Source organism: Streptomyces sp. NPDC030165, assembly GCF_055573595.1.
Genome location: NZ_JBVIBD010000021.1, coordinates 17,702 through 44,202, shown reverse-complemented (window position 1 = coordinate 44,202; position 26,501 = coordinate 17,702). Strand labels below are relative to the sequence as shown.

General features: G+C 73.9%; 20 protein-coding genes. 11 read left to right on the top strand and 9 right to left on the bottom strand.

Annotation, left to right across the window (positions count from 1 at the left end; all coding sequences use genetic code 11):
* Positions 1-123 precede the first annotated feature (123 nt).
* Both glgX and treY read left to right on the top strand, forming a co-directional pair.
* Entirely contained in the window at positions 124-2,451 is a 2,328-nt protein-coding gene (gene glgX / locus ACZ4Z1_RS32010) for a glycogen debranching protein GlgX (protein ID WP_468490157.1), read from the top strand.
* A 424-nt stretch (positions 2,452-2,875) separates the two neighbouring features.
* Positions 2,876-5,335: a malto-oligosyltrehalose synthase gene (gene treY, locus ACZ4Z1_RS32005; protein ID WP_468490156.1), complete on the top strand. Its 2,460-nt coding sequence runs from the start codon at positions 2,876-2,878 to the stop codon at positions 5,333-5,335.
* A gap of 72 nt (positions 5,336-5,407) precedes the next feature.
* On the opposite strand, the gene ACZ4Z1_RS32000 is transcribed toward treY, so the two are convergent.
* Positions 5,408-6,292, bottom strand: coding sequence for a LysR family transcriptional regulator (locus ACZ4Z1_RS32000; protein ID WP_468490155.1), 885 nt, complete (start codon positions 6,290-6,292; stop codon positions 5,408-5,410).
* Between the two features lie 114 nt (positions 6,293-6,406).
* Between ACZ4Z1_RS32000 and lpdA the strand changes: the two genes are divergently transcribed.
* Positions 6,407-7,855 carry a dihydrolipoyl dehydrogenase gene (gene lpdA, locus ACZ4Z1_RS31995; protein WP_468490154.1) on the top strand — a complete coding sequence of 483 codons (1,449 nt, stop codon included), beginning with the start codon at positions 6,407-6,409 and terminating at the stop codon, positions 7,853-7,855.
* A 235-nt stretch (positions 7,856-8,090) separates the two neighbouring features.
* The gene (otr(A), locus tag ACZ4Z1_RS31990) at positions 8,091-10,031 is read left to right on the top strand and encodes a tetracycline resistance ribosomal protection protein Otr(A) (protein WP_468490153.1); all 1,941 of its coding nucleotides are present in this window, start codon (positions 8,091-8,093) and stop codon (positions 10,029-10,031) included.
* 157 nt (positions 10,032-10,188) lie between these two features.
* Here the strand turns inward: otr(A) and ACZ4Z1_RS31985 are convergent, their stop codons facing one another.
* Positions 10,189-10,734: an FHA domain-containing protein gene (locus tag ACZ4Z1_RS31985; protein WP_468490152.1), complete on the bottom strand. Its 546-nt coding sequence runs from the start codon at positions 10,732-10,734 to the stop codon at positions 10,189-10,191.
* 315 nt (positions 10,735-11,049) lie between these two features.
* Between ACZ4Z1_RS31985 and ACZ4Z1_RS31980 the strand changes: the two genes are divergently transcribed.
* Both ACZ4Z1_RS31980 and treZ read left to right on the top strand, forming a co-directional pair.
* Complete coding sequence (locus ACZ4Z1_RS31980; RefSeq protein WP_468490151.1) at positions 11,050-11,976, top strand: GNAT family N-acetyltransferase; 927 nt, start codon at positions 11,050-11,052, stop codon at positions 11,974-11,976.
* A gap of 51 nt (positions 11,977-12,027) precedes the next feature.
* On the top strand, positions 12,028-13,887 hold the full coding sequence (gene treZ, locus ACZ4Z1_RS31975; RefSeq protein WP_468490150.1) for a malto-oligosyltrehalose trehalohydrolase: 1,860 nt from the start codon (positions 12,028-12,030) through the stop codon (positions 13,885-13,887).
* A 19-nt stretch (positions 13,888-13,906) separates the two neighbouring features.
* Here the strand turns inward: treZ and ACZ4Z1_RS31970 are convergent, their stop codons facing one another.
* On the bottom strand, positions 13,907-14,440 hold the full coding sequence (locus tag ACZ4Z1_RS31970; protein ID WP_468490149.1) for a type 1 glutamine amidotransferase domain-containing protein: 534 nt from the start codon (positions 14,438-14,440) through the stop codon (positions 13,907-13,909).
* Between the two features lie 215 nt (positions 14,441-14,655).
* On the opposite strand from ACZ4Z1_RS31970, the gene ACZ4Z1_RS31965 reads away from it, so the two are divergent.
* A complete protein-coding gene (locus ACZ4Z1_RS31965) occupies positions 14,656-16,197 on the top strand; it encodes a PucR family transcriptional regulator (RefSeq protein WP_468490148.1) in 1,542 nt (513 codons plus the stop codon).
* A gap of 141 nt (positions 16,198-16,338) precedes the next feature.
* Positions 16,339-17,172 (top strand): metallophosphoesterase family protein, encoded by an 834-nt coding sequence (locus ACZ4Z1_RS31960; protein ID WP_468490269.1) that lies wholly within the window; start codon positions 16,339-16,341, stop codon positions 17,170-17,172.
* Positions 17,173-17,245: 73 nt separating this feature from the next.
* On the opposite strand, the gene msrB is transcribed toward ACZ4Z1_RS31960, so the two are convergent.
* The 4 genes from msrB to ACZ4Z1_RS31940 form a co-directional block, all read right to left on the bottom strand.
* Complete coding sequence (gene msrB, locus ACZ4Z1_RS31955) at positions 17,246-17,653, bottom strand: peptide-methionine (R)-S-oxide reductase MsrB (RefSeq protein WP_468490147.1); 408 nt, start codon at positions 17,651-17,653, stop codon at positions 17,246-17,248.
* Positions 17,654-17,668: 15 nt separating this feature from the next.
* On the bottom strand, positions 17,669-19,075 hold the full coding sequence (gene murC / locus ACZ4Z1_RS31950) for a UDP-N-acetylmuramate--L-alanine ligase (protein ID WP_468490146.1): 1,407 nt from the start codon (positions 19,073-19,075) through the stop codon (positions 17,669-17,671).
* 96 nt (positions 19,076-19,171) lie between these two features.
* Positions 19,172-19,846, bottom strand: a complete 675-nt coding sequence (locus tag ACZ4Z1_RS31945; protein WP_468490268.1) for a response regulator — start codon at positions 19,844-19,846, stop codon at positions 19,172-19,174.
* Positions 19,846-21,054 (bottom strand): sensor histidine kinase, encoded by a 1,209-nt coding sequence (locus tag ACZ4Z1_RS31940; protein ID WP_468490267.1) that lies wholly within the window; start codon positions 21,052-21,054, stop codon positions 19,846-19,848. The genes ACZ4Z1_RS31945 and ACZ4Z1_RS31940 overlap by 1 nt, the downstream gene beginning before the upstream one ends.
* Before the next feature lie 241 nt (positions 21,055-21,295).
* On the opposite strand from ACZ4Z1_RS31940, the gene ACZ4Z1_RS31935 reads away from it, so the two are divergent.
* Together ACZ4Z1_RS31935 and ACZ4Z1_RS31930 are read left to right on the top strand one after the other, a co-directional pair.
* On the top strand, positions 21,296-22,450 hold the full coding sequence (locus tag ACZ4Z1_RS31935; RefSeq protein ID WP_468490145.1) for an ABC transporter permease: 1,155 nt from the start codon (positions 21,296-21,298) through the stop codon (positions 22,448-22,450).
* A gap of 301 nt (positions 22,451-22,751) precedes the next feature.
* Positions 22,752-23,507, top strand: a complete 756-nt coding sequence (locus tag ACZ4Z1_RS31930) for an ABC transporter ATP-binding protein (RefSeq protein WP_468490144.1) — start codon at positions 22,752-22,754, stop codon at positions 23,505-23,507.
* Here the strand turns inward: ACZ4Z1_RS31930 and ACZ4Z1_RS31925 are convergent.
* Both ACZ4Z1_RS31925 and ACZ4Z1_RS31920 read right to left on the bottom strand, forming a co-directional pair.
* Positions 23,473-24,000 carry an indole-3-glycerol phosphate synthase gene (locus ACZ4Z1_RS31925; RefSeq protein WP_468490143.1) on the bottom strand — a complete coding sequence of 176 codons (528 nt, stop codon included), beginning with the start codon at positions 23,998-24,000 and terminating at the stop codon, positions 23,473-23,475. The genes ACZ4Z1_RS31930 and ACZ4Z1_RS31925 overlap by 35 nt on opposite strands.
* A 161-nt stretch (positions 24,001-24,161) precedes the next feature.
* Positions 24,162-24,983 (bottom strand): pyrimidine reductase family protein, encoded by an 822-nt coding sequence (locus ACZ4Z1_RS31920; protein WP_468490142.1) that lies wholly within the window; start codon positions 24,981-24,983, stop codon positions 24,162-24,164.
* Between the two features lie 335 nt (positions 24,984-25,318).
* Between ACZ4Z1_RS31920 and zapE the strand changes: the two genes are divergently transcribed.
* Positions 25,319-26,404, top strand: coding sequence for a cell division protein ZapE (zapE, locus tag ACZ4Z1_RS31915; protein ID WP_468490266.1), 1,086 nt, complete (start codon positions 25,319-25,321; stop codon positions 26,402-26,404).
* Positions 26,405-26,501: the final 97 nt, after the last annotated feature.

Here is a 26,501-nt window from a genome sequence, read left to right as displayed (position 1 = left end):
TTGGGCAGGTTGAAACACAAGCCGAGCGCAGCACCGTAGGCAGCAAACGAACACGGCGACGCATGACCGACGTGAGGCCCGAAGGCTTCGCGCCGCCCATCGAGGAAGTGGAAGAGTCGACGTATGCAGGTCTGGCCGGGACAGATGTATCCCCTGGGTGCCACGTACGACGGTGCGGGCACCAACTTCGCGGTGTACTCCGAGACGGCGGAACGCATCGAGCTGTCACTGCTGCACGACGACGGCTCGGAGACCGCCGTCGAACTGCGGGAGACCGACGCGTTCGTACGGCACGCCTACCTCCCCGGGATCATGCCGGGGCAGCGGTACGGCTTCCGCGTGCACGGCCCGTACAAGCCGGAGCGCGGTGACCGGCACAACTCCGCCAAGCTGCTGCTGGACCCGTACGCGAAGGCGGTCAGCGGCACCATCGACTGGGACGAGGCGGTGTACGGCTACCACTTCGGCAGGCCGGACAGCCGCAACGACCTCGACTCGGCGCCGCACACGATGGCGTCGGTGGTGATCAATCCGTACTTCGACTGGGGCGACGACCGCCCGCCCCGCACCGACTACCACGAGACGGTGCTCTACGAGGCACACGTCAAGGGCCTGACCATGCTCCACCCCGACCTGCCGGAGGACCTGCGCGGCACGTACGCGGCGCTGGCGCACCCCGCGGTCATCGATCACCTGACCGAGCTGGGGGTCACGGCCCTGGAGCTGATGCCGGTCCACCAGTTCGTGCACGACCACCGGCTGGTGGACGCGGGGCTGGCGAACTACTGGGGCTACAACACCATCGGATTCTTCGCCCCGCACAACGCGTACGCGTCCTGGGGCGACCGCGGACAGCAGGTGCTGGAGTTCAAGTCGGCGGTGCGGGCCCTGCACGAGGCCGGCATCGAGGTCATCCTCGACGTGGTCTACAACCACACGGCGGAGGGCAACCACCTCGGCCCGACGCTGTCCTTCCGCGGCCTGGACAACGCCTCGTACTACCGGCTGGCCGACGACCCCCGCTACTACACGGACACCACCGGCACCGGCAACTCGCTGCTGATGCGCAGCCCGCACGTCCTCCAGCTCATCATGGACTCGCTGCGCTACTGGGTACAGGAGATGCGGGTGGACGGGTTCCGCTTCGACCTGGCGGCGACGCTGGCCCGCCAGTTCCACGAGGTGGACCGGTTGTCCTCGTTCTTCGACCTGGTGCAGCAGGACCCGGTGGTCAGCCAGGTCAAACTGATCGCCGAGCCGTGGGACGTGGGCGAGGGCGGCTACCAGGTGGGAAACTTCCCGCCGCTGTGGACCGAGTGGAACGGCAAGTTCCGCGACACCGTACGGGACCTGTGGCGCGGCGAACCGCGCACCCTCGCCGAGTTCGGGTCCCGGCTGACCGGCTCCTCCGATCTCTACCAGGGCGACGGGCGGCGCCCGCTGGCCTCCGTCAACTTCGTCACCTGCCACGACGGCTTCACCCTGCGCGACCTGGTCAGTTACGACAACAAGCACAACGAGGCCAACGGCGAGGACAACCAGGACGGCGAGAGCTTCAACCGGTCCTGGAACTGCGGGGTCGAAGGGCCGACGGACGACCCCGCCGTACAGGAACTGCGCGCCCGCCAGATGCGCAACTTCATCGCCACGCTGCTGCTGTCCCAGGGCGTGCCGATGCTCAGCCACGGCGACGAGTTCGGACGCACCCAGCACGGCAACAACAACGCGTACTGCCAGGACAACGAGCTGGCTTGGGTGCGGTGGCCGGGGGCGGGCGATCCAGAGGTGTCTCACGGCACAGCGGGCTCCGACGCGACGGCCGGATCCGGACCGGGCGGGTCCGGTGCCACGGCCGAGTCCGGCCTGGAGGCCGCCGGCGAGACCGCCGGGCAGACCGTCACCGACCTCGCGGACGGCCCCGACACGGACGACGGCTCCGGCACGGACAGCTCCGGCACGGCCGCCCAGGAGCAGGCGGCCATCCGCGAGGAGGACCGGGAGATGCTCGCCTTCGTCCGGCAGACGGTGTGGCTGCGGCGCGACCACCCGGTCTTCCGGCGGCGGCGCTTCTTCCACGGCCGGCCCATGGAGGGCACCCACGACGAGCTGTCCGACATCGCCTGGTTCACCGCGGAGGGCGAGGAGATGCGGCAGCGCGACTGGCAGGCGGCGCACGCCAAGTCGCTGACGGTCTTCCTCAACGGCAGCGCTATCACCGAGCCGGGCCCGCGCGGCGAACGGATCACCGACGACTCCTTCCTGCTGATGTTCAACGCGCACGAGGGCGACCGCGAGTTCACCGTGCCGATCGACCACGGCCGCCAGTGGCAGGCGGTGGTGGACACCGCCCACCCGGAGGCCGTCGCCGGCGGCGGGGGCCTCAAGGCCCAGGCCGGCGATCAGATCACCCTGCCCGGGCGCAGCATGCTGGTGCTCCAGCGGCCCGCCTGAGGCGCCCCGGGGCCGGGTACGGGCCGGGCGTACGGGTCACATGTACAGGACCGGGCGGCCCAGGCCGGGCGTACGAGACCGGGAGCCGCGGGGCCGCTCACCCGGGACCGGGCGTACCCGGCCGGGCGTCCGGGCCGGAGGATCGCCTGCGCGCGGCCTCCGTGTCCGGTCCGGGTACGCCACCGGCCGTACGCCCGGCTCCGCCATTGCGGTGGATCCCGCCGGTCACGTACGGCCTGGCTCCGGCTGCCGTACGGCGTAGTCCGTGCGCTCGTGCCGTGCGGTGGCCGGCCGGGCCATGCGTCCGTACGGCGGCGACCGGACCCGTCAGGGCCGGGCCGGGCACGGACGGCGTCCGGCCCGGTGTGCTGTCCGAGGCCGCCTCGGTGAAACAACAAGCCGTCCGCCGGGTACAGGTGTTCCCATGACGGCCGAATCCAGTGCGCCACCCACCGCCACTGCGCCCCCCACCGCCACGTACCGGCTCCAGCTCCAGCCGGACCTGCCCTTCGCCGCGGCCGAGAAGGCCGTGCCGTACCTCGCCGCGCTGGGCGTCTCGCACCTCCACCTCTCCCCCGTGCTGGAGGCGGCTCCCGGGTCCCAGCACGGCTACGACGTGGTGGACCACTCGGCCGTACGGGCCGAGCTGGGCGGCGAGGAGGGGCTGCGGGCGCTGGCGGCGACGGCCGCGGCGCACGGGTTGCGGCTGGTGGTGGACACCGTGCCCAACCACATGGCCGTCCCGGCGCCGGAGTCGCTCAACGCCCCGCTGTGGGCGGTGCTGCGGGACGGCCCCGCGTCCCCGTACGCGCGCTGGTTCGACATCGACTGGGGCGGCGGGCACGGCGGTCGGGTACTGCTGCCGGTGCTGGGCGGGCGGCTGGGCGACGAACTGGGCGACATCCGGGTCGACGGCGGCGTACTGCGCTACCACGACCACGCCTTCCCCGTCCGGCCCGGTACGGAGCACCTGCCGCTGCCCCGCCTCCTGGACGCGCAGTGGTACCGCCTCGCCTGGTGGCGGCTGGCCCGCAGCGAAATCAACTACCGGCGGTTCTTCACCATTTCGGAGCTGATCGGAGTACGGGTCGAGGAACCGGAGGTCTTCGACGCGACACATGCCACGGTCCTGCGGCTGCTGCGCGAAGGGGTCGTCGACGGGCTGCGCGTCGACCACCCGGACGGCCTGGCCGCCCCCGGCGACTACCTCGCCCGGCTGCACACCGCCACCGGAGGCCGCTGGACGGTGGCCGAGAAGATCCTGACCGGCCGGGAGCACCTGCCACGCGGCTGGAAGTGCGCGGGCACCACCGGCTACGACGCGCTGCGGCACCTCGACGGCCTGTTCGTCTGCCCGCTCGGCTCCGGGCGCCTGTTCAGCGTCTACCGCGACTTCGTCGCCCCGCTCGCGGACGCGGGCGGCGACTGGGAGGAAACGGTACGCCGCGCCGCCTACGAAGTGGTCACCCACGACCTCGCGGCCGAGGTCGAACGGCTGGTGCGCGCCGCCGGACGGATCAGCGACCGCGCCTCCCACCAGGGCGACCACGCGCCCTGGGCGCTGCGCACCGCCGTACGGGAACTGCTGGTCCGGCTGCCCGTCTACCGCCCGTACGCCACCGACGGCACCGCGGCGCGCACAGCACAGCGCGACGAGCTGGACGCGGCAATGCTGGCCGAGGCCGCCGCCCGGGCGCGCACGGCCTTCCGCGCGCCGGAGGAGGCGCTGGCGGTCGACCTGGTGCGCGACCTCGCGCTCGGCCTGCTCGGAGACGGCGCGGACTGCGCGGACTTCTGCGCGCGCTTCGCCCAGACGTCGTCCGCGCTGCGCGCCAAGTCCGTCGAGGACACCGCCTTCTACCGGTACGTACCGCTGCTGTCGGCCTGCGAGGTCGGCGCCGACCCGGGCGCGCCCACGGTGGGCGTGGACACCTTCCACGCCTACTGCGCCCGCATCCAGCGCGACTGGCCGCTGACCTCGACGGTGCTCTCCACCCACGACACCAAGCGCAGCGCCGACGTCCGGGCGCGGATCGCCGTCCTGACCGAATGCCCGGACCGGTGGCGGGAGCTGCTGCACCGGGTGTCCACCGGGCCGGCCGGGCGCGAGGGGCCGCAGCCGCCGGACCAGCACCTGGCGTGGGTGGCCTGGCAGACCGCCTTCGGCCTCGGCAAACCCTCCGCCGAACGGCTGATCCCGTCGGTGCTGAAGGCCGTACGCGAGGCCGGGCTGCGCACCTCCTGGACGGACCAGGACGCCGCGTACGAGGAGGCGGTCGGCGACTTCCTGCGCGCCGGGCCGTGCGGACCGGCGGCGTCCTCGCTGACCGAACTGGCCGCCGGGCTCGCACCGTACGTCCGCGCCAACGTGCTCAGCGCGGCGCTGCTGCACCTGACCATGCCCGGCGTGCCCGACCTGTACCAGGGCACCGAGACCGAGTACTACGCCCTGGTCGACCCGGACAACCGCCGCCCGCCCCGGCTGCGCGCCGACCTGCTCGCCGAACTCGACGGCGGCACCGAACCGCAGGACCTGGCCGCGGAGAAGCTACTGCTGACCGCGACGGCCCTGCGCCTGCGGCGGACCCGCCCCGAGTGGTTCGGCACCCGGGGCACGTACACACCGCTGCACGCGGACGGCACGGCGGCCGGTCACTGCCTGGCCTTCGCCCGGGCCGGGCGCGCGGTGACGGTGGCCACCCGGCTCTCCCTCCGGCTGGCCGAGGACGGCGGCTGGCGCGATACGGAACTGACCCTTCCGAGTACGGGCACGGGCACAGGCTGGCGCGAGCTGCTCACGGGGCGGGAGGTGCCGGGGCCGGTGGTGTGCCTGCGGGAGCTGCTGCGGCGGAATCCGGTGGCGCTGCTGGTCGCGGAGGGATAGCGGGGGGACAGCGGGGGACAGCGGGAGAAGGCGGCGGAGGAGAGGGCGAGGCGTACGGTCCCCCGGAAGCGCTCACCGTCCGTCGGGCGGCAGGTGGGTTTCGCGGAGGAGCGTGACGAAGTGCGCGGCCGCGCCGGTGGGTGGTAGGCGGGAGAAGGCGGTGATCTCGCGGCTCCACGGCGGGTCGGTGGGGACGGCGGTGCACTCCAGGCCGGTCAGCTCGTGGGCGGCGGTGATCAGGATGCCCACGCCGGCCGCGGCCATCCGTACCGCCGTCGACGTGTGCTGCGTACGGACGGCCGTACGGGGTGTGAAGCCGGCCCGTTCGCACTCCACGTCCAGCCAGCGCCGGCCCGCCACGACCGGCTCCAGCGCGCAGCGCACCCACGGCCGGTCGGCGACCTCCTCGATCCGTACGGCGGCACGTCCGGCGAGCGGGTCGCCGGGCGGCAGCACCATCACCATCCGCTCCTCGCCCACGACCGTGACCGGTCCCGGCCAGACCTCGGGCCGCGGGCCGACCGCCAGGTCGGCGACACCGCGTTCCATGTGCGCGAACAGGTCCTCGGTGGTGGCGTATTCGTGCAGGACGAGGCGCACGCCGCCGTACTCGCGCCCCCAGCGCGCGCAGACCTCCGGGAGCACGCCGATGGCGTGCGCGTGCACCGTCGCGATATGCAGCTCGCCGCTCAGCGCCCCGGCCGTCGCCAGCGCGGCCCGGCGGGCCTGTCCGGCGCTGCGTACGGCGAGTTCGGCGTGCGGGAAGTAGGCGCGGCCCATGGGCGTCAGCCGGACGCCGCGCGGCATCCGCTCCAGCAGCGGGCCGCCGACCTCCCGTTCCAGGGCCTTGATCTGGTGGGACAGCGCGGACTGGGTGACGTGCAGCAGCTCCGCCGCGCGCGTGAAGGACCGTTCCTCGACGACCGTGACCAGGTATTCCATCTGTCGCAGACTCATGGCTCTCCCCTGCTCCTCCATGCCCCGCCATCGCCCCGGCCATGAACGTTGCTCATGACCTCCATGGAAATAATGCCTTGGACTCATGGCGAACGGCGGGCGGAGGCTGGCCGCATGGGAGACATGAGAGACACGGAGCACGGCAGCGGCGGCGAGGCCGACGTGATCGTCATCGGTGGCGGTACCGGCGGTTACAGCACGGCCCTGCGGGCCGCCGCCCTCGGCCTGCGGGTGGTGCTCGCCGAACGGGACCTCGTCGGCGGCACCTGCCTGCACCGCGGCTGCATCCCCAGCAAGGCCATGCTGCACGCGGCGGAACTGGTGGACGGCATCGCGGAGGCGCGGGAGCGCTGGGGTGTGAAGGCCACGCTGGACACCGTGGACTGGGACGCGCTGACCGCCACCCGCGACGGCATCGTGACGCGCAACCACCGGGGCGTCGAGGGGCACTTGGAGCGCTCGGGGGTGCGTGTGGTGCGCGGCAGCGCGCGGCTGACCGGCACGCGCTCCGTCTTCGTCGACGCCCCGGACGGCGGGGAGTTCACCGCCCGGCGCGGCATCGTCCTGGCCACCGGGTCACGCCCGCGCCTGCTGCCCGGCCTCGTACCCGACGGCCGTACCGTCGTCACCAGCGACGACGCCCTGTTCGCACCCGGCCTGCCGGACTCCGTCCTGGTGCTGGGCGGTGGCGCGATCGGCGTCGAGTACGCGTCCTTCCACCGGTCGATGGGCGCCCGGGTGACGCTCGTCGAGGCCGCCGGCCGGCTGCTGCCGCTGGAGGACGAGGAGGTGAGCCGCCACCTGGCGCGCGGGCTGAAGAAGCGCGGCATCACGGTCCGTACGGACTCGACGCTGACCGGGACCGAGGTGACGGACCACGGGGTACGCGCCACCGTCCGTACGCCCCGGGGCGAGGAGACCGTCGAGGCCGAGCGGCTGCTGGTCGCGGTCGGCCGGGTGCCGGTGACCGACGGCCTGGACCTCGCGGCAGCCGGACTGGCCACCGACGCGCGCGGCTTCGTACCGCCCGCCGACCCGTCCCGGCTGGAGACCGCCGTGCCCGGCATCCACGTCGTGGGCGACCTGCTGCCGCCCCCGTACCCCGGCCTGGCGCACGCCTCCTTCGCCGAAGGGCTGCTGGTCGCCGAGACTCTGGCCGGCGTGCCGTCCCGGCCGCTGGACATCACGACCGTGCCCCGTGTCACGTACTCCTCGCCGCAGACCGCCTCCGTCGGGCTGACCGAGGCCGAGGCACGCGCCCGCGGCCTGGCCGTCCGGGTCAACACCCTGCCGCTGACGGCGGTCGCGAAGGGCATGGTGCACGGGCAGGGCGGCATGGTGAAGGTCGTCGCAGCGGCGGAGGGCACGGCCGCCGGGCCGGTACTCGGTGTCCATCTGGTCGGTCCGCACGTTTCGGAGATGATCGCCGAAAGTCAGCTCCTGATCGCCTGGGACGCCGAACCGTCCGACGTCGCCCAGCACATCCACGCACACCCCACGTTGTCGGAAGCGATCGGCGAAACGTTCCTGACGCTGGCGGGACGGGGGCTGCACCAGCACTGAGGCGCCTGCGGCGTGGGGGCGCGCCGGCCCGCCGAAAATGGGTTGCGCCACCCCCGCCGCACGTTCACCATCGGCGCGTACGACTCGCACCCCTCGCGTACGGGCCCGTACGCACCCCCGCGTACGTCCTCCCCCATACGCCCCGAGCCGCAAGCAGGAGCAACGGAAATGCGCCGAAACCTCGGAACTACTCAGCGCCCTGACCGGACGACAGTTCTCGAGGTCTCGACCACCCATGCACACCCTGAACATCGGCATCCTGGCCCACGTCGACGCGGGTAAGACCAGCCTGACCGAGCGGCTTCTGTACGCGACCGGCGCCATCGGCCGTCTCGGCAGTGTGGACGCCGGGGACACCCGGACCGACACCGGCGCCATCGAACGTGAGCGCGGTATCACGATCCGGTCCGCGGTCGCCTCCTTCACGGCGGGGGACGTCCAGGTCAACCTGATCGACACGCCGGGGCACTCCGACTTCATCGCCGAGGTCGAACGTGCCCTGGGCGTACTGGACGGTGCCGTGCTGCTCCTGTCCGCCGTGGAAGGCGTACAGGCGCGTACGCGCGTCCTGATGAAGACGCTGCGGCGGCTGCGGCTGCCCACCCTGCTGTTCGTCAACAAGATCGACCGGGCGGGCGCGCGGACCGACGCGCTCGTGGCGGACATCCGCCGTACCCTGGCGCCGCACGTCGTCCCGATGGCCGCCGTGCACGACGCGGGGACCCCGGACGCGCGTACGACGCCGCTGCGCGCAGAAGAGCCCGCGGTACGGGCCCGGCTGACCGAGCTGCTCGCCGACGCCGACGAGGGGATTCTCGCCCGCGCGGTGGACGGCCCGCCGCCCACCCCGGAGGAGCTGCGGGCCGCGCTGACCGCCCGTACCGCGGACGGCTCGGTGCACCCGCTGTACTTCGGGTCGGCGGTCGGCGGGCAAGGCACCGGCGCGCTCGTCGACGGCATGACCCGGCTGATCCCGCCGTCCGCGCCCGGCACCGCCGGCGCCCCGCCGCGCGGCACGGTCTTCGCCGTCCAGCGTGAGCCCGGCGGCGGCAAGAGCGCCTACCTGCGGCTCTACGAGGGCGAGCTGCGGCCGCGCCGGACGGTCACCCTGCACCGCCGGGAGCCGGACGGCACAGCTGCCCGCGTCGAGGGGCGGATCACCGCACTGGAGGTCGTGGGGCGGCCGCCGGGCGACCGGGAGCCGTTGACGGCGGGCAACATCGCGGTGCTGCGCGGCCTGCCCGGCGTCCGCGTCGGCGACCGGCTCGGCGGCGAAGTACCCGGCACGCAACAGGAGCGGGACGGCGCGCTGTTCGCCCGCCCGACCCTGGAGACCGTGGTGCGCGCCCGGCGCCCGGCGGAAGCCGCCCGCCTGCGCGCCGCGCTGCTGGGCCTGGCGGAACAGGACCCGCTCATCCACGCCCGGCCCGCCCCCGCGGGCGCCACCTCGGTGCTCCTCTACGGGGAGGTCCAGAAGGAGATCCTCGCGGCGACGCTCCTCCAGGACCACGGCCTCGCCGCGGACTTCGAACCGAGCCGGGTGGTGTGCGTGGAACGGCCGCTGGGCACCGGCGAGGCGTACGAGGAGATCACCGGGCGCGACCACGTCGGCTGGTGGGCGACGGTCGGCCTGCGCGTCGAGCCCGGCCCCCGGGGCTCCGGCCCGCGCTTCACGTACGAGACCGAACTCGGCGCGCTGCCGCACGGCTTCCACCAGGCCGTCGAGGACACGGTGTACGCGTCGCTGCGCACCGGCCCGCGGGGCTGGGCGGTCACCGACTGCCGCGTCGTACTGACCCGTTCCGGTTTCGTGGGCCCGGTCAGTACGGCCGGTGACTTCCGCGGGGTCACGCCGGTCGTCCTGGCACGTGCCCTGCGCCGGGCCGGGACGCGGGTGTACGAACCGTGCCACTCCTTCGAGGCGGAGGTGCCGCTCGACACGATCGCCCCGGTGACCGCACATCTGGCGGCCCTGGGCGCGGAGTTCGACGACACCTCGGCCACCGGCGGCACCTGGCTCCTCACCGGTACCCTCCCGGCCCGCCGGGCCCCCGACGCCGAGCGGCGGCTGCCGGGGCTCACGCACGGCGAGGGCACCTGGTGGTCCCAGCCGTCGGGACCGGCGAGCGACCGGCCGGTGCCGGAGGGGGCTCCGTACGCCGCGGCGCCGTCGTGAGCGGCCGGGGTACCGGGATACGCGGTGGTTCAGGGGCGGGGCGCCGAATCGGCGCTCCGCCCGGGGGCCGGCCCTCAGGCGCGGTCCCCCTTCGGCTTGGCCGGCTGGTCCGGTGTCCCGTGCGGGTGCGGGACGTCGGCGCCTGCCCGTGAGGGCGCTACCCGTCCGTGAGGACGTACCCCACGCTGCCGAACGCCACATGGTCGCCCGGCTGCACCAGTACCTCTCCCACCACCCGGCGGCCGTTGACGCACGTGCCGTTCGTGGAGCCGAGGTCGCGCAGGAGCCAGCCGCCGCCCGCGCTGCGCAGTTCGGCGTGGGCGCGGGAGACGGTGTCGTGGTTCAGGCGCAGGCCGGAGCCGGGGGCGCGCCCTATGAGGAGGGGGAACGGGCCCGGGACGGGGAGGAGGAGCTTCGGCAGGCGCTCCCGGCGCCAGGCCCGGCGGACCATGATGTTGAACGACGACACCTTGCCCACCGCGCGCAGCACGGCGCCCTCGACCCGGCCCCGGGAGGCCAGGTCGGCGGTGGCCGCGGCGAGTTCGGCGTGCCGGCGGGCGCTGAGCACCAGCTCCAGCCGCCGCAGGAAGGTGTCCTGGGACAGCCTGCCTTGCGCCGCGCCTTCGCGCAGCAGTTCCAAGGCGCGCTCCCGGTCGGCTTCCGACGGGCGCGCCGGTCGAGCCGGGAACTCCAGCGATGTCATGCGGAGATTGTCCGGTGCCCGCGCGCCGGTGTCCAGCCGGACGGACCGTGCCGGCGGACGGCGAGGCGGACCCGGCGGATGCCGGGATGGGCCCGGCGGACGGCGAGAAGCCCGGCGGACGGCGAGGCGGACCCGCCCGGAAATCCGTGGCGCCGGGCCCGTGGTGCGGGCTAGGCTCTGCGCCGGCCCCGCAAGAGGAGAGGAGGCGAGAGCCGTGCCGAAGCACCCGTTCCCGCGCTCCCGCCCCGCCCGCCGGGCCGTCCTGGGCTGATTCCGGCCCATCGGGAGCGCTCGACCGCCTTCCGAGAGGACCCCATGACCGAGTTGGTCATCCGCGCGCTCACCGAGAGCGACGCGTATCTGTTCGACACCCTGGACGACCCCACCGCCGGTCTCGTCGGCCATCTGCCCTTCGGGCGCCGCTACGCGACGTCCGCCCAGGGCGGCCGGTACCGCCCCGAGTGGACGTGGGTCGCGCTGCGCGACGGTGTGGTGGTGTCCCGCGCCGCCTGGTGGGCCGGGCCGGACGACGCCCGGCCGGTCGCCCTGGACTGGTTCGACTTCGCGCCGGGCGCGTCGGACGCCGCCGTCCGGCTGCTGCGCACCGCGCCCCTGCACGCCGAGTACGTCCTGCAACTGCCGCCCGGCTGGCGGGACCAGGAGGCCGTACGGGACGCCGCCCGCGCCCGGATGGACGCGGCGGCCGCGGCCGGTCTCGTACCGCTGGTCGAACGGTTCCGCTACACCTGGACGCCCGAGTGCGGGCTCCCGGAGGCGCCGGGGCGGCTGGTGTTCCGTCCCGAGCCCGACGACGGGGTGTTCCTGGACATCCTGCGGCGCGTCGAGACCGGCTCGCTGGACGCCCATGCGCGGCAGGCGATCGCCGAGGGCGGTGTCGAGCGGGCCGCCCAGGAAGAGCTGGACTTCTTCAACTGGTGCCCGTCACCGCGTGACTGGTGGCGGGTCGCCTGGACGGCCGACCCCGGGCGGGGCGGCGAGGCCGTGGGGGTGCACGTGCCCGCCCGTAACCTCCAGGCGCCGGTCATCGGGTTCGTCGGGATCGTGCCGGAGCACCGTGGCCGGGGGTACGGCTACGACCTGCTCGTCGACTGCACCCGGCACCTCGCCGCACACGGCGCGGAAAGGATCATCGGCGAAACGGACCAGCCGAACGTCCCGATGGCGGCGGCTTTCGCCAAGGCGGGCTACCCGATGACGCAGGAGCGTGCATTCTTCGTCTGAGAGCGGGCGGAGCACCTTCTCCGTCCGCCCGCCGGACGAAGGAGGACTGCCGTGCTCTTCGAGGTGTGGGCGCCGAACGCCGGACAGGTCGCGCTCCAGTTCGTCTCGCCGCGGGGCCGCGCCGCGGACCGGGAAGGGGATGAGGGGTACGCCCTGACGACGGGCCATGCCGCGGCGACACGGCAGGCGCCCTCGGGGCGGGTGCCTGCCGAGCACGTCCCCATGGAGCGCGACCCCGGCCGTGCGGGCTGGTGGCGGGCCGATGCCCCGGCCCGCCACGGTGACCGCTACGGCTTCCGCCTCGACGACGGTCCGCTCCTGCCCGATCCGCGCTCGGCCCGGCAGCCCGAAGGGCCGGACGGGCCGAGCGCGGTCGTCGAGCACGACCGGTTCGGCTGGCGGCACGACTGGCCCGGCCGTCCCCTGCCGGGTGCGGTCCTCTACGAGCTGCACACGGGGACGTTCACCGGCGCCGGCACCTTCGACGCCGCTGTCGAGCGCCTGCCGCACCTCGCCGGGCTGGGCATCACCCATCTCGCGCTGATGCCGGTCTGCCCGTTCCCCGGGAGGCACGGCTGGGGGTACGAGGGGGTCGCCCCCTGGGCCGTACACGAGCCGTACGGGGGCCCGGACGGGCTCAAGCGCCTGGTCGACGCCGCTCACGGGTACGGGCTGGGCGTCGTCCTCGACGTCGTGCACAACCATCTCGGCCCGTCCGGCAACCATCTGCCCGCCTTCGGGCCGTACTTCACAGAGACCCACCAGACGCCGTGGGGCGCCGCGGTCAACCTCGACGCGCCCGGGTCGGACGACGTCCGCGCGTACCTCACCGACAGCGCGCTCGCCTGGCTGCGGGACTACCGGATCGACGGCCTGCGCCTCGATGCCGTACACGCTCTGATCGACACCCGCGCCCGCCATTTCCTGGCCGACCTGTCCGCCGCCGTCGATGCGCTCGCCACACACCTGCGCCGTCCGCTGTTCCTCATCGCCGAGTCGGACCTCAACGACCCGCGCACCACCGCGCCGCGCGCGGACGGCGGCCACGGCCTGCACGCCCAGTGGAACGACGACTTCCACCACAGCCTGCACACCGCGCTCACCGGCGAGTCCCAGGGGTACTACGCGGACTTCGCCCGCGCGCCGCTCGCCGCCCTCGCCAAGACGCTGACCGGCGGCTTCTTCCACGACGGTACGTACTCCAGCTTCCGCGGCCGCCGGCACGGCAGCCCGCTGGACCGGCGCGCCACCGGCGCCCACCGCCTGCTGGCCTACGCCCAGACGCACGACCAGATCGGCAACCGCGCGCTCGGTGACCGGCTGGCCGCCGGCCTCTCCCCCGGCCTCGTCGCCTGCGGGGCCGCGCTGGTGCTGTGCTCCCCGTTCACGCCGATGCTGTTCATGGGCGAGGAGTGGGCGGCGCGTACGCCCTGGCAGTTCTTCACCGACCACACCGACCCGGAGCTGGCCGAGGCGGTACGTGACGGACGCCGCCGCGAGTTCGCCGAGCACGGCTGGCGGGCGTCGGACATTCCCGACCCGCAGGACCCGGCGACGCGGGACCGCTCCTGTCTGGACTGGTCGGAGCCGGAGCGCGAACCGCACGCCGCGCTGCTGGCCTGGTACCGCGCCCTGCTCGCGGTGCGTGCCGCCCACCCGTCGCTCACCGATCCGGACCTGACACGTACCGAGGTCACGTACGACGAGGAGGCCCGCTGGCTGTCCCTGCGGCGCGGCCCGGTGCGGGTGGTGGTGCATCTGGGCGGGGACGGTACGGCGGAGGTACCAGGCGGGAGCGTACGGGCGCGGGTGCTCGCGGCGTGGCCGGACGCGGACGCGGCGGCGGCCGGCCCGGACGGCGTTCTGAGACTGCCGCCCGAGTCGGCCGTGGTGCTCACGGAGCAGGAGTAATCCGTGCCCCGGACGGGGATCAGCGCTTGAACTCCGCGACGAACGTCTCGCAGAACGCCTTGAGGTCGTCCGGCTTGCGGCTGGTGATGAGCTTGTTGGGGCCGCCGGTGCAGACCTTGACCTGTTCGTCCACCCAGGTGCCGCCGGCGTTCTCGACGTCCGTGCGCAGGCTCGGCCAGGACGTCAGCGTGCGGTCGCGCACCACGTCCGCCTCGATCAGCGTCCAGGGCGCGTGGCAGATCGCCGCCACCGGCTTGCCCGCGTCGAAGAAGCCGCGGGCGAACGCCACGGCCTTCTCGTTCAGCCGCAGCGCGTCCGGGTTGGCGACACCGCCGGGCAGCACGAGGCCGTCGAAGTCGCCGACCTGGGCCTGGTCCACGGTCTGGTCGACAGGGAAGGTGTCCGCCTTGTCCAGGTGGTGGAACGCCTGGACCCGGCCGGATTCGGTGGAGACGAGCTTCGGGGTGCCGCCGGCGTCGATCACCGCCTGCCACGGTTCGGTCAGCTCGACCTGCTCGATGCCTTCGGGTGCTACGAGAAACGCCACCTGCATGGCCGTTCATCCTTTGCGCTCGTCTTGCGTACGAAGAGGTGTTCCCTCTGCGGTCTTCTTTTCGCATCCCCGGTCGCAACCGGGCAAAAACGTGCCAAATGGGAGGTGATCCCCCCTCGGAGAGCGGGTACCGGGATGTGTCCTCCCGCAAACGGAGCAGGCCGCCTCTCCGGCCCGGCCGTATACCGCGGCTTCACCTGTCGGACACTGTGTCCATGCCCCTGCGTATCGCCGACCTCCTCGCCCGGCCCGAGCTGAACCTGTCGGTGACCTACGACGTCCCGGCCGGGCTGCTGGACCGTACCGTCGAGGCCGCGACCGTCTCCGACCTGCTGCACCCGGGAAAGTGGCTCCAAGGCGGCGAGCTGCTGATGACGATCGGCCTGGTGCTGCCGATGGAGCCGGCGGCCTGCCGCGCGTACGTCCGCGACGTGACCGAGGGCCGGGCGGCCTGCCTGGCGCTGGGACTCGGCACCGGGCTCCCCTACCAGGCGGCCCCCGCACCGCTGGTCGACGCGGCGCGCGAAGCGGGCCTGCCGCTGCTCACGGTGCCCGACGAAGTGCCGTTCATCGCGGTCACCAAGGCCGTGTTCGACGCACGCGCCGACGAACAGCGCGCCGTACTGCACCGGGCGTTCGCGACGCAACGGCGGCTGACCGCGGCAGCGACGGACAGCGGCCTGCAGCCGATGCTGGAGGAATGGACCGCCGCCACCGGCGTCGGCGCGGCAGTGCTCGACCCGCTCGGGCGGCTGCTCGCCACCGGCGGCGGGCAGCGGACCGTGCCACCGGCCGCGGCACATGACCTCGTCGAACGGGTCGCCGCACGCGGTCTGCGCGGCAGCGCGACCAGCACGGCCGGCGGCCGTCAGCTGGAGGTGCAGCCGCTCGGCGCCCGGCGGCTGCGCGGCCTGCTGCTGCTCACCGGCAGCCCGGACGCGGCGGCCCGCGCCGTCGTCCCCGGCCTGGTCTCACTGCTCTCGCTGGAGCTGGAGCGCCGCCACCTGATGGACGAGCCGGAGCGGCGCCGCCGGTCGGCACTGCTCGCGGAACTGCTGTCCGACGAGGAGGGGCCGGCGGGCCGGGCCCACGACATCCTGGCCGCCGCCGGGCTGCACGACGACCGGGTACGCGGCGTCGTGGTCGAGCCCCCGGCCGCCGGCCCGGCGGACAGCGGCCCGCAGGACATCGCCGCCGACCTGGCGCTGGCCGTGCCCGGCGGCCTGGTCCGGGTCGCGCAGAGCGGGCTCGTCGAAGCGGTGGTGGGCGCGGGCCTGGACGTACGGGACGTGCTCGGCCGGTTCGCGCCGCGCTGCCCCGCCGGGATCGGCCCGCTCGCCCCGCCGGACGCCGTACGGGTCTCGCTGCGGCAGGCGGCGGGGCTGCTGGGCGTCAGCCGGGCGAGCGGGGTGCCCGAGGAGGCCCGGCAGAGCGCGGCCAGCCGGCTGCTTCTGGACCTCGGCGACCGCCGTACGCTGCACGGGTACGCCGACGCCGTACTCGGCCCGCTCGACCTGGCCGACCACGGCGAGGAGTTGCTGACCACGCTCGCCGCCTGGCTGGAGACCGGCGGCGCGTGGGACGCGACCAGCCGCCGTCTCGGCGTGCACCGGCACACCGTACGCAACCGGCTCGACAAGGCGATGGACCTGACCGGGCGCCGGCTCGACGATCCCGACGACCGGTTCGACCTGTGGCTGGCCACCCGCATCCGGCGCGGCGGCGCCGTCCCGCCGGGCGGTACGGGCGGGTCGTGACCTCCCGACGTGTCCAACGCCTCACCCCCGGCATGTCCTCGCGCCCGTCCCCTGTCCTACCGTCAGGGCATGCAGATCCCATGCTCCGAAGGAGACCGCACCACCGAGGCCGACCGGGAAGGGGTCGCGCCCGGCAGGCTGATGGCCATCAGCGACCTGCACATCCGTTACGAGGAGAACCGCGCGATCGTCGACCGGCTGCGGCCCGCCTCGGACGCCGACTGGCTGCTGGTGGCCGGGGACATCGGTGAGTACGTCGCGGACATCCGCTGGGCGCTGACCGTGCTCAGCCGCCGCTTCGCCAAGGTGATCTGGGTGCCCGGCAACCACGAGCTGTGGACCCCGTCCAACGACCCCGTCCAGCTCCGCGGCGTCCGGCGCTACGAGCACCTGGTGGAGATCTGCCGGGAGTTGGGCGTCCTGACGCCCGAGGACCCCTACCCGGTCTGGGAGGGCGAGGGCGGCCCGGCCGTGATCGCCCCGCTCTTCGCCCTGTACGACTACACCTTCCGCCCGCCCGGCACCCACACCAAGGAGGCGGCGCTGGCGGTCGCCGAGGAGGCCGGGGTGGTCTGCACGGACGAGTTCTTCCTGCACCCGGACCCGTACCCGACCAGGGAGGAATGGTGCCGGGCCCGCGTGGCGGCCACCGAGGCGCGGCTCGCCGGGATTCCCGGGCACCTGCCCACGGTGCTGGTCAACCACTGGCCGATCGTCCGCAAGCCCACCGAGCCGCTGTGGCACCCCGAATTCGCCCTGTGGTGCGGCACCGAGGCCACCGCCGACTGGCCCCGCCGCTTCCGCGCCGCCGCCGTCGTCTACGGCCACCTGCACATCCCGCGCACCATCGAGGTGGACGGCATCCCGCACCAGGAGGTGTCCCTCGGCTATCCGCGGGAGTGGCGGCGCCGCAAGGCGGCACCGGGGCAGCTGGTGCAGATCCTGCCAGCGGTGGCTCGGGCGCCGCAGTTCTGACGGGCGGTTCCGACGGGGCCACGAGCCGTGCGGCCGCCGGGCCGGCTCCGCGCCGGGCCCGGCGGCCCCGCCGTCAGCCCTCGTCCGGCGTCAGCCGCACCGAGATGGAGTTGATGCAGTAGCGCTGGTCGGTCGGGGTCGGGTAGCCCTCACCCTCGAAGACGTGGCCGAGGTGGGAGCCGCAGCGGGCGCAGCGGACCTCTGTGCGGACCATGCCGAGGGAGGTGTCCCGGAGGAGTTCGACGGCGTCGGTGTCCTTGGGGTCGTAGAAGGACGGCCAGCCGCAGTGGCTCTCGAACTTCGTCTCCGAGCGGAACAGTTCGGCGCCGCAGGCGCGGCAGGAGTAGACGCCCGCCGTCTTCGTGTCGGTGTACTCACCGACGAAGGCGGGTTCGGTGCCGCCCTGGCGCAGGACCTGGTACTCCTGCGGGGTCAGCTCGGCGCGCCACTGCTCTTCCGGCTTGTCGATCTCGTACGGCATGAGTACCTCTGCTTCCTATCGGCTCTGCAGGCGCGCGAGGATCTGCGGGCCGAGTTCGGTCACGTCGCCCGCGCCCATGGTGAGAACAAGGTCGCCGGGCTCCGTCATTCCGGCGATCAGCTCGGGGACCGCGGTCTTGTCGTGCTCGGCGGTCACCCGGGCGCCCTTGGCCTGGGCGGCGTCGATGATCAGTTCGCTGGTGATGCCGGGGATCGGGTCCTCACGGGCCGGGTAGATGTCCAGCACGACGGAGGCGTCGGCGAGGGTGAGTGCCTCGCCCATCTCCTTGCCCAGCTCCTGGGTGCGGGAGAAGAGGTGCGGCTGGAAGACGACCAGGACGCGGGAGCCGGTGGCGGCGCCGCGGATGGCCTCCAGGTCGGCGGTCATCTCGGTGGGGTGGTGCGCGTAGGAGTCGATGACCTGGACGCCGGCCGCCTCGCCCTGGAGCTGGAGGCGGCGCTTGACGCCGGTGTACGTGCCGAGCGCGGAGGCCAGGTTGTGCGGCGGGAGGCCCATCGCGGTGCCGGCGGCGAGGGCCGCGACGGCGTTGAGGGCGTAGTGCCGGCCGGGCACGGAGACGGTGAAGGTGAGGATCTTGCCGGTCGCGAGGGTGACGGTGACCTCGCTGGTCAGCCCGCGCTGGTTGATCTTGAGGACCCGTACGTCGGCGTCCTCGGCCTCGCCGTACGTGACGATCTCGATGTCCAGGCGGCCGGACAGGCGCGGGGTCAGCTCGCGGGCGCCGGGGTGGTCGGCGGAGACGACGAGGGTGCCGCCGGGGCGGATGCGGGCGGCGAAGGTCTCGAAGGACTCGTAGATCTCGTCCATCGACGCGTAGTTGGCGTGGTGGTCCAGCTCGACGTTGAGGACGATGGCGACCTCGGGCGCGTACTTGTGGAAGCTGCGGTCGCTCTCGTCCGCCTCCGCCACGAAGATCTCGCCGCTGCCGTGCTCGGCGTTGGAGCCGGGGGCGTCCAGGTCGCCGCCGATCGCGTACGACGGGGACAGGCCCAGGGAGGCGAGGGAGACGGCCAGCATCGAGGTGGTGGTCGTCTTGCCGTGCGTGCCGGCCACGGCGATCGGGCGCAGGCCGTCCATGAGGGCGGCGAGCGCGTCGGAGCGGTGCACGACGGGGATGCCGCGCTCGCGGGCCGCGGCCAGCTCGGGGTTGTCGTCGCGGATCGCGGAGGAGACGACGACGCTGGTGGCGTCCTCGGCCAGGTGGGCGGCGGCGTGGCCGAGGTGGACCGTGGCGCCGGAGTCGCGCAGGGCGCGGACGGTCGCCGACTCCTTGGCGTCGCTGCCCGCGACCCGGGCGCCGCGCCGGGCGAGGATCTTCGCAATGCCGGACATCCCGGCGCCGCCGATGCCGATGAAGTGCGGTCGGTCCATCGCGTCGGGGATGCCCGGGGACGGTGCCATGCGTCAGTCTCCTGCTCGTCGATCTCTACGTCCGTACGCGCACGATTCTCGCACCCGGCACCGGCAGTCCGTGCCGGGCGGGCCCGCGGTGCCCGGTCAGCGGCGGATCAGTCCGCGTGCGGTGGCCGCGGCGACCGCCGACGTACGGGAGTCGACGCCCAGCTTCGCGTAGATGTGCACCAGGTGGGACTTGACCGTGGCCTGGCTGAGGAAGAGCCGCTTGCTGATCGAGGCGTTGGACAGGCCGTCGGCGACGAGCTGGAGGACCTCGGTCTCGCGCCGGGAGAGGGCTGTGGCGGGCGCCCGCATCCGGTCCATCAGGCGCAGGGCGATGGTCGGCGCGAGGGCGGATTTGCCGGCCGCCGCGGTACGGACAGCGGCGGCCAGTTCCTCGGGCGGCGCGTCCTTGAGGAGGTAGCCGGTGGCGCCGGCCTCGATGGCGGCGAGGATGTCCGCGTCGGTGTCGTACGTGGTCAGCACGAGGACGCGGGGCCCGCCGTCGCGTGCGGTGATGGCGGCGGTGGCCTGCGAGCCGAGCATCCGGCCGCCGAACTGGAGGTCCATCAGGACGACGTCGACGTCCGGCCGGGCGGCCCGTTCGACGGCCTCCTCGGCCGTGGGGACGTCCGCGACGACCTCGAAGTCCGGCTCGGTCTCCAGGACGGCGCGCAGCCCGGCCCGTACGACGGGGTGGTCGTCGGCCAGGAGGAGGCCGATGGCGGCGCGGCCGGGGTCGGGGCCGGGGTCGGTGGCGGTCTCGGGGCGGTGCATCACGCGGTGGCCTGTTCGGGAGGCGGGTCGGAGGTGGGCGTGAGGGAGGTGGGCTGCGGAGCGGCCGGTTCCGGGTACGGGAGGGTGACGGCGACCGCCGTGCCCTCGCCGGGCGCGGACTCCACGGCCAGCGTGCCGTGCAGCGCGCGGGCGCGGGCGCGCATCGCGGCCAGCCCGAAGCCGGTGCCCGCGGCGGCGCCGGAGCCCGGGGACGGCACCGCGTCGGGCGCGAAGCCGGTGCCGTCGTCGACGATGTCGAGGGCGACCTCGGTGTCCATGTAGGAGAGGGTCAGCTCGGCCCGGCCGGCGTGTGCGTGCCGGACGGTGTTGGCCAGTGCGGACTGTGCGATGCGCAGCAGCGCGACCTCGTGCGGGGTGGGCAGCTCGACGGGCGCCCCGGAGACCTGGCAGTGCACGGCCAGGCCGGCGGAGCGGGCGGTGGTGGCGCACAGCCGTTCCAGGGCGGCGGGCAGCGACCCGGCCTCCAGGTCGGGCGGGCTCAGGGCCCGTACGAAACGGCGGGCCTCGGCGAGGTTCTCGACGGCGGCCTGCCGGGCCTGCTGGACGTGGCCGAGGGCGGCGGCGGTGTCCGACCGCAGCGGAATCCCCCGTTCCGCGGCCCGGAGCAGCAGCTGGATGCTGGAGAGCCCCTGCGCGAGGGTGTCGTGGATCTCGCGGGCGAGCCGTTCCCGCTCGGCGAGCATCCCGGCGGCGTGCTCGGCGGCCGCCAGGTCGCTGCGGGCGGCGGTCAGCTGCTCGATGAGGCGGCGGCGCTGTTCGCTCTCCCGGTACAGGGCCTGGTAGCCGAGGACGACGGCGACCGCGACCGCCGCGCCCAGCGCGGGGCCGACGACCGTACCGACAGTGAGCGTACGGGTGTGCCAGCCGAACCCGCCGACCGCGACGGCGGTGGTGACCAGGACCGCGGGCAGCGCCCAGCGCAGCGGCAGCAGGTGGAGCTGGACGAAGAAGAGCGGGAACGCGAGCCACACCCCGAGGGGCGTGAGGGCGAGCAGGACGGCCCACACCGCCATGACGGCGGCGAGCCAGAGCGCCGCGGCCGCCGTCGAGGTGCGGACCGGCGGCAGCGTGGGGCCGACGGCGTACACGGCGAGCAGCAGGACGGCGGCGCCTGCGACGGCCGGGGCGTCCGGACTGTGGTCGGCCACGGCCCGTACGGCGGCGAGCGCCAGCAGAGCGGCCACCATCAGGTGCAGGCAGACGCGCAGCACCCGCAGGGCGGGGGTCAGGGAGTGGGGAGTCACAGCCCTCCCAGGCTAGGCGCCCGGACCCGTACCGGCATCAATCAAAAGGTGGATCGCGGACCTGTCCTTTCGATACCGGCGAACCACTCCCGGGCGCGATGCCCGGCGCACCCTCCCCCGGCGACGGTGGGGGCAGCCGCCGGGCACCGGGCCCGGCATCCGCCGGAAGGACGGCCCAGACCCCGTGTTCGTCGCCTGGAGAGACCTGAGATTCGCCAAGGGCCGGTTCGCCCTGATGGGCACCGTCGTCGTGCTGATCACTGTGCTGGTGGGGCTGCTGTCCGGGCTGACGGCGGGCCTGGGCCGGGAGAACACCTCGGCGATCACCTCGCTGCCCGCCGACCGCCTCGCCTTCACCGCTCCCGCCGACGGCGGCGGCGGTGACAACGTCTCGTTCACCGACTCGCACGTCACGCAGCGGACCTGGGACGCCTTGGCCCGGGTGCCGGGCGTCCGGTCGGCGGAGCCGCTGGGGATCGGTACGGCCAGGGCCACGGCGGGCGAGAGCGCGGGCGACGACGCGGGCGAGCGGACGGCCGCGCTGTCCGCCTTCGGGGTACGGCCCGGCTCGCACCTGGCGCCCGAGGCCGGGCGGATCGCGGACGGCTCGGCGGTGCTCTCCGCGAAGGCCGCCGACGAACTGGGCGTACGGGCCGGCGGCCGGTTCACGCTGAACGGGCGGACGCTGACGGCCGCGGCGGTGGCGGGCGAGGCGATGTACAGCCACACGCCGGTGGTCTGGACGTCACTGGACGACTGGGCGGCGGTGTCGGGCGGAGCGCGGGCCGGAGGGGCCGGGGCCGGGGACGGTGATTCCGGTACTGCCCGGGCACGGACGGCCACCGTCGTCGCCCTCACCACCTCCTCGGACGCCGGTCTGGCCGCCGCCGACCGCCAGCTGGGCACCCGTACCGTCACGACCGGCGACGCCCTGCGCGCCATCGGCTCGTACACCGCCGAGAACGGCTCGCTGCAACTGATGCGCGGCTTCCTCTTCGCCATATCGGCGCTGGTCATCGGCGCGTTCTTCACGGTCTGGACGATCCAGCGCAGCGGCGACGTCGCCGTGCTCAAGGCGCTCGGCGCGCCCACCCGCTACCTGCTGCGGGACGCGCTCGGCCAGGCGGTCGTCCTGCTGGTGACCGGTACGGGCGTGGGCACCGCGCTCGCGGCGGCGGCCGGCGCGGCCGTCTCGGGCACCGTGCCGTTCGTCCTGGATCCGGCCACGGTCCTGGTCCCGGCCCTGGTCATGATCGCGCTGGGGGCCGTGGGCGCGGCGCTGTCCATCCGCCGTATCACCGCTGTCGATCCGCTGACGGCGCTGGGGAGCGCACGGTGAGCGCCCGGAAGGTTCTCCGCCCGAACGGTATCCGTGAAGGCGCTCCTGTCCCGGTCCCCTTGCGGACCATTCCGGTCCGCCTCCCGCGGACTATTCCGTGAGCAAATTCCCGAGCAGTCGAGCGCGCAGCCCGCACCATTCCGGCCCGGCCCCTGGAATTCCGGTTTCCGTTCCGGTTCCGACCGGCTTCGGTTCCGGTCCCGTACGACTCCGTGCGCATTTCGCGGGTCCGAAAGCCCGGGCCGTACAGCGCTCACGTGCCCCGCACACCACCCGATCCCTCTACTCAGCGACGGACCCCATGAATGCGAACTCCTCCGATATCCGGACCCGCACCAGCCCCGGCACCGGAACCCCACCGCCCGCCGGTCTCGCCCTGAGCGGTGTCACCCTCACCTACCCGGACGGCACCGGCCGCCTCACCGCCCTCGACGACGTGAGCCTGACCGTGCCGCCGGGGTCCGTGGCCGCCGTGGTCGGGCCCTCGGGCTCCGGCAAGTCCAGCCTGCTGGCGGTGGCCGCGACGCTGATCGGCCCGGACGGCGGACGGGTGGTGATCGACGGTACGGACACCAGCGGGATGAGCCGGGCCGAGCTGACCGCGCTGCGCCGCACCAGGGTCGGCATGGTCTTCCAGCAGCCCAACCTGCTGCCTTCCCTGACGGCGGCGGAGCAGGTGCAGGTGATGGCGCACCTGGACGGCCGTGCGCCGCGCGCGGCCCGGCCCCGGGCCCTGGAACTGCTCGACGCGGTCGGTCTGGCCGACCAGGCGGCACGCCGTCCGCACCAGCTCTCGGGCGGCCAGCGGCAGCGGGTCAACATCGCCAGGGCGCTGATGAACGAGCCGGCCGTCCTGCTGGTCGACGAGCCGACCAGCGCGCTGGACCACGAGCGCGGCGCCGCGGTCCTGGACCTGCTCACCACGCTCACCCACCAGCGCGCCACCGCGACGGTCCTGGTCACGCACGACCGCGCCCACCTGGACGCGGTGGACGCGGTCGCGGAGATGCTGGACGGGCGGCTCAGCCGCCGGCCGGATCCCCTCCGGAGCCGTTAGCCGGGCCCTTGGCCGGGTTGTGCGCCACGTCCTGGGCCGGGTCGTCGGCCGCGTGCGAGAAGAGCTTGAGCACCGGTACGCCGACCTTGTGCCGGGCGCGGGAGGCCCAGTCGCGGTGGAAGAACTCCTCGACGAAGTGCGGGGCGGTCAGCACGATCACCTCGTCGGCGCCGGTCTCGTCGACGACCGACCGCAGCAGCTCCAGCGGGTGGTCCTCGACGACCTGCCCGATGGCCTCGGCGCCCGCGGTCCGCAGGGCGTGCAGGGTGTAGGACAGGGCGCGCTCGGCGGGCGGCTCCGCCTGTGCGCCCTCCGGCTCGTCGCCTTCCCGTACGGCCTCCTCGAACTCGCCCAGCGCGACGTCGTCGATGGCCCTGAGCAGGCGGTCCTGATTGCCGCGCGGCTGCATGAGGACGACGAAGGAGACCTGGTCGTCGCCGTGCAGCGTGGTGACGAACTCCACGTCGGCGGGCGTCAGGGGCTTCTCGATCATCAATACGCTCGTGAACACGGCGGGCGCCCTTCTTCTCATCTCTCGCGGCCCGTCCGGGGAGCGGACCGACAGAAACCATCCTGCCCCGTCGCCACACGGGACCTGTTGGCCTTTAGTGTGCCCAGCGGAGGCTAAGCGGAACGAATAATTCCGCCTTTTGTTCAGGACCGACGGTAACGGGTGAACAGGAAGCCGGCCTCCTCCAGTACGGACGCGAGTACGAATGTTTCCGGAACGGTCGTCACCGGCGCGTTCGTGATGCGCGACGCGTCGCCGGCGACCACCAGCGGTGCCAGCGAGAGGCACAACTCGTCGAGTGCCCCGCTTGTGACGAACTGACCCAGGAGCCGGGGCCCGCCCTCCGTCAGCAGCCTGGTCAGACCGTGCCCGGCGAGCGCCCCGACCACCCGCGACGGGTCGACGGCAGCCCCCTCACCGGCGAAGACGACCTCGGCACCGGCCTTGCGCGCGGTCCGCACCCGGTCCTCGTCCGCCCCGGAGCCGGTCACCACGACCGTCGGCACCAGCGGCTCGGTGAACAGCGGCTGCGCGAAGTCCAGGTCCAGGCTGGCGGTGACCACCGCGATGACAGGGGCGGGCGCCTGCCCGGCGGCGGCCCGGCGCGCTGCGAACGCCTCGCGGGCGCGGGCCGGGCGGTAACCCTCCTTGCGTACGGTCTCGGCGCCGACGACCACCGCGTCCGCGAGGCCGCGCAGCACACCGAAGATCCGCATGTCCGCGTCGCTGGACAGCGGCTGCGAGCGGCCTTCGTGGTGGGCCGCGCCGTCCAGCGAGGAGACCATGTTCGCGCGGAGCCAGCCCGCGCCCTCGTCGACGCGGGGATACGCGTAGGCGTCGGCCAGTTCGTCCAGGCTCCACCGGCGGTCGGTGAAGTCCGCGCTCCACCGGCGGCCGGTGAAATCGGCGGAGCCGGCCGTACGGGGATCAGCGGCACCGGCCGTACGGGAATCGACCGGGCCCACCGTTGCGGAATCGACAACACCGGCGGCGCGGGAATCACCGGGACCCGCAGTTCCGGAATCAGCGGCACCGGAATCGGCTCCGGCGTCGGTTCCCGTCGCGGTTCCGGCAATGGCCCCCGGTTCCGCCGCGAGGGCGGACGCGACCGCGGCGGAATTCTCGTCATCCGCGGTGCCCGGGAAATCGCCGGACGGAACGGGCGGGGCGGGAAGGGGAAACAGGCGTCGCATAGGCGGCAGTGTGACATGCCTCGCTCACCCGGCGGAGTCCTCCCGCACAGCGACTAGGCTGGACGGCTGTGTCGCCTTCCCAGCCCTCGTCATCCCAGTCCTCCCCCATAGCCGGGCCGCCGGCCGGCGGGGCCGGAGCGGCCCCCGCCGCGCTCACCGCGCGCGAGCCGCACGTCCCTGCCGACCGCCTGGTGGCGGAGATGGTCCCGCCGCCGCGGTTCCAGAGCGCGCGCTTCGAGACGTACATCCCGGACCCGAACCAGCCCAGCCAGGCGGCGGCCGTGGAGGTCCTGAGCGGCTTCGCGGCGGGCATCGGCGGCACGGGCCCGTCCGGCGGCGGCAAGCGGCGCTGGTTCGGCCGGAGCGCCAAGAAGGCGGCGGCCCCCTCGGGCCCGCGCGGCGTCTACCTCGACGGCGGATACGGCGTCGGCAAGACGCACCTGCTGGCCTCCCTCTGGCACGCCACCCCCGCCGAGCCCGCGCTGAAGGCGTTCGGCACCTTCGTGGAGCTGACGAACCTGGTCGGCGCACTCGGTTTCCAGCAGACCGTGCAGACGCTCGGCGGGCACCGCCTGCTGTGCATCGACGAGTTCGAACTGGACGACCCCGGTGACACCGTGCTCGTCTCCAGCCTGCTGAGCCGGCTGGTCGAGGCGGGCGTCGCGCTCGCCGCCACCTCCAACACGCTGCCCGGCAAGCTGGGCGAGGGCCGCTTCGCGGCAGCGGACTTCCTGCGCGAGATCCAGGGGCTGAGCGCCCACTTCCGGCCGCTGCGCATCGACGGCGAGGACTACCGCCACCGCGGACTGCCCGAGGCCCCGCCCCCGTTCGACGCCGCGACCGTCACCCGCGTCGCGCACCGCACCCCCGGCGCCTCGCTCGACGACTTCCCGGCCCTGCTGGAGCACCTCTCGAGGGTGCATCCCAGCCGGTACGGGGCGATGTGCGACGGCATCAACGCCGTCTGCCTGACCGATGTGCAGGCGGTGCCGGACCAGTCCACCGCACTGCGGCTGGTCGTCCTCGCGGACCGGCTGTACGACCGCGAGGTGCCGGTGGTGGCGGCGGGCAAGCCGTTCGACGCGCTGTTCAGCGAGGACATGCTCAAGGGCGGCTACCGGAAGAAGTACTTCCGCGCCATCTCCCGGCTCACGGCACTGGCCCGCGACGCCAAACCGCTGGTGAAGGGGTAGCGGGCGGAGGGGGAACGCGGGGGCGGCCCGCCGCGGCCGTGGTGCGGGCGGAGGGGCGGGACACAGCGGCGGCTCCCCGCCGGTGCGGCGGATTCCG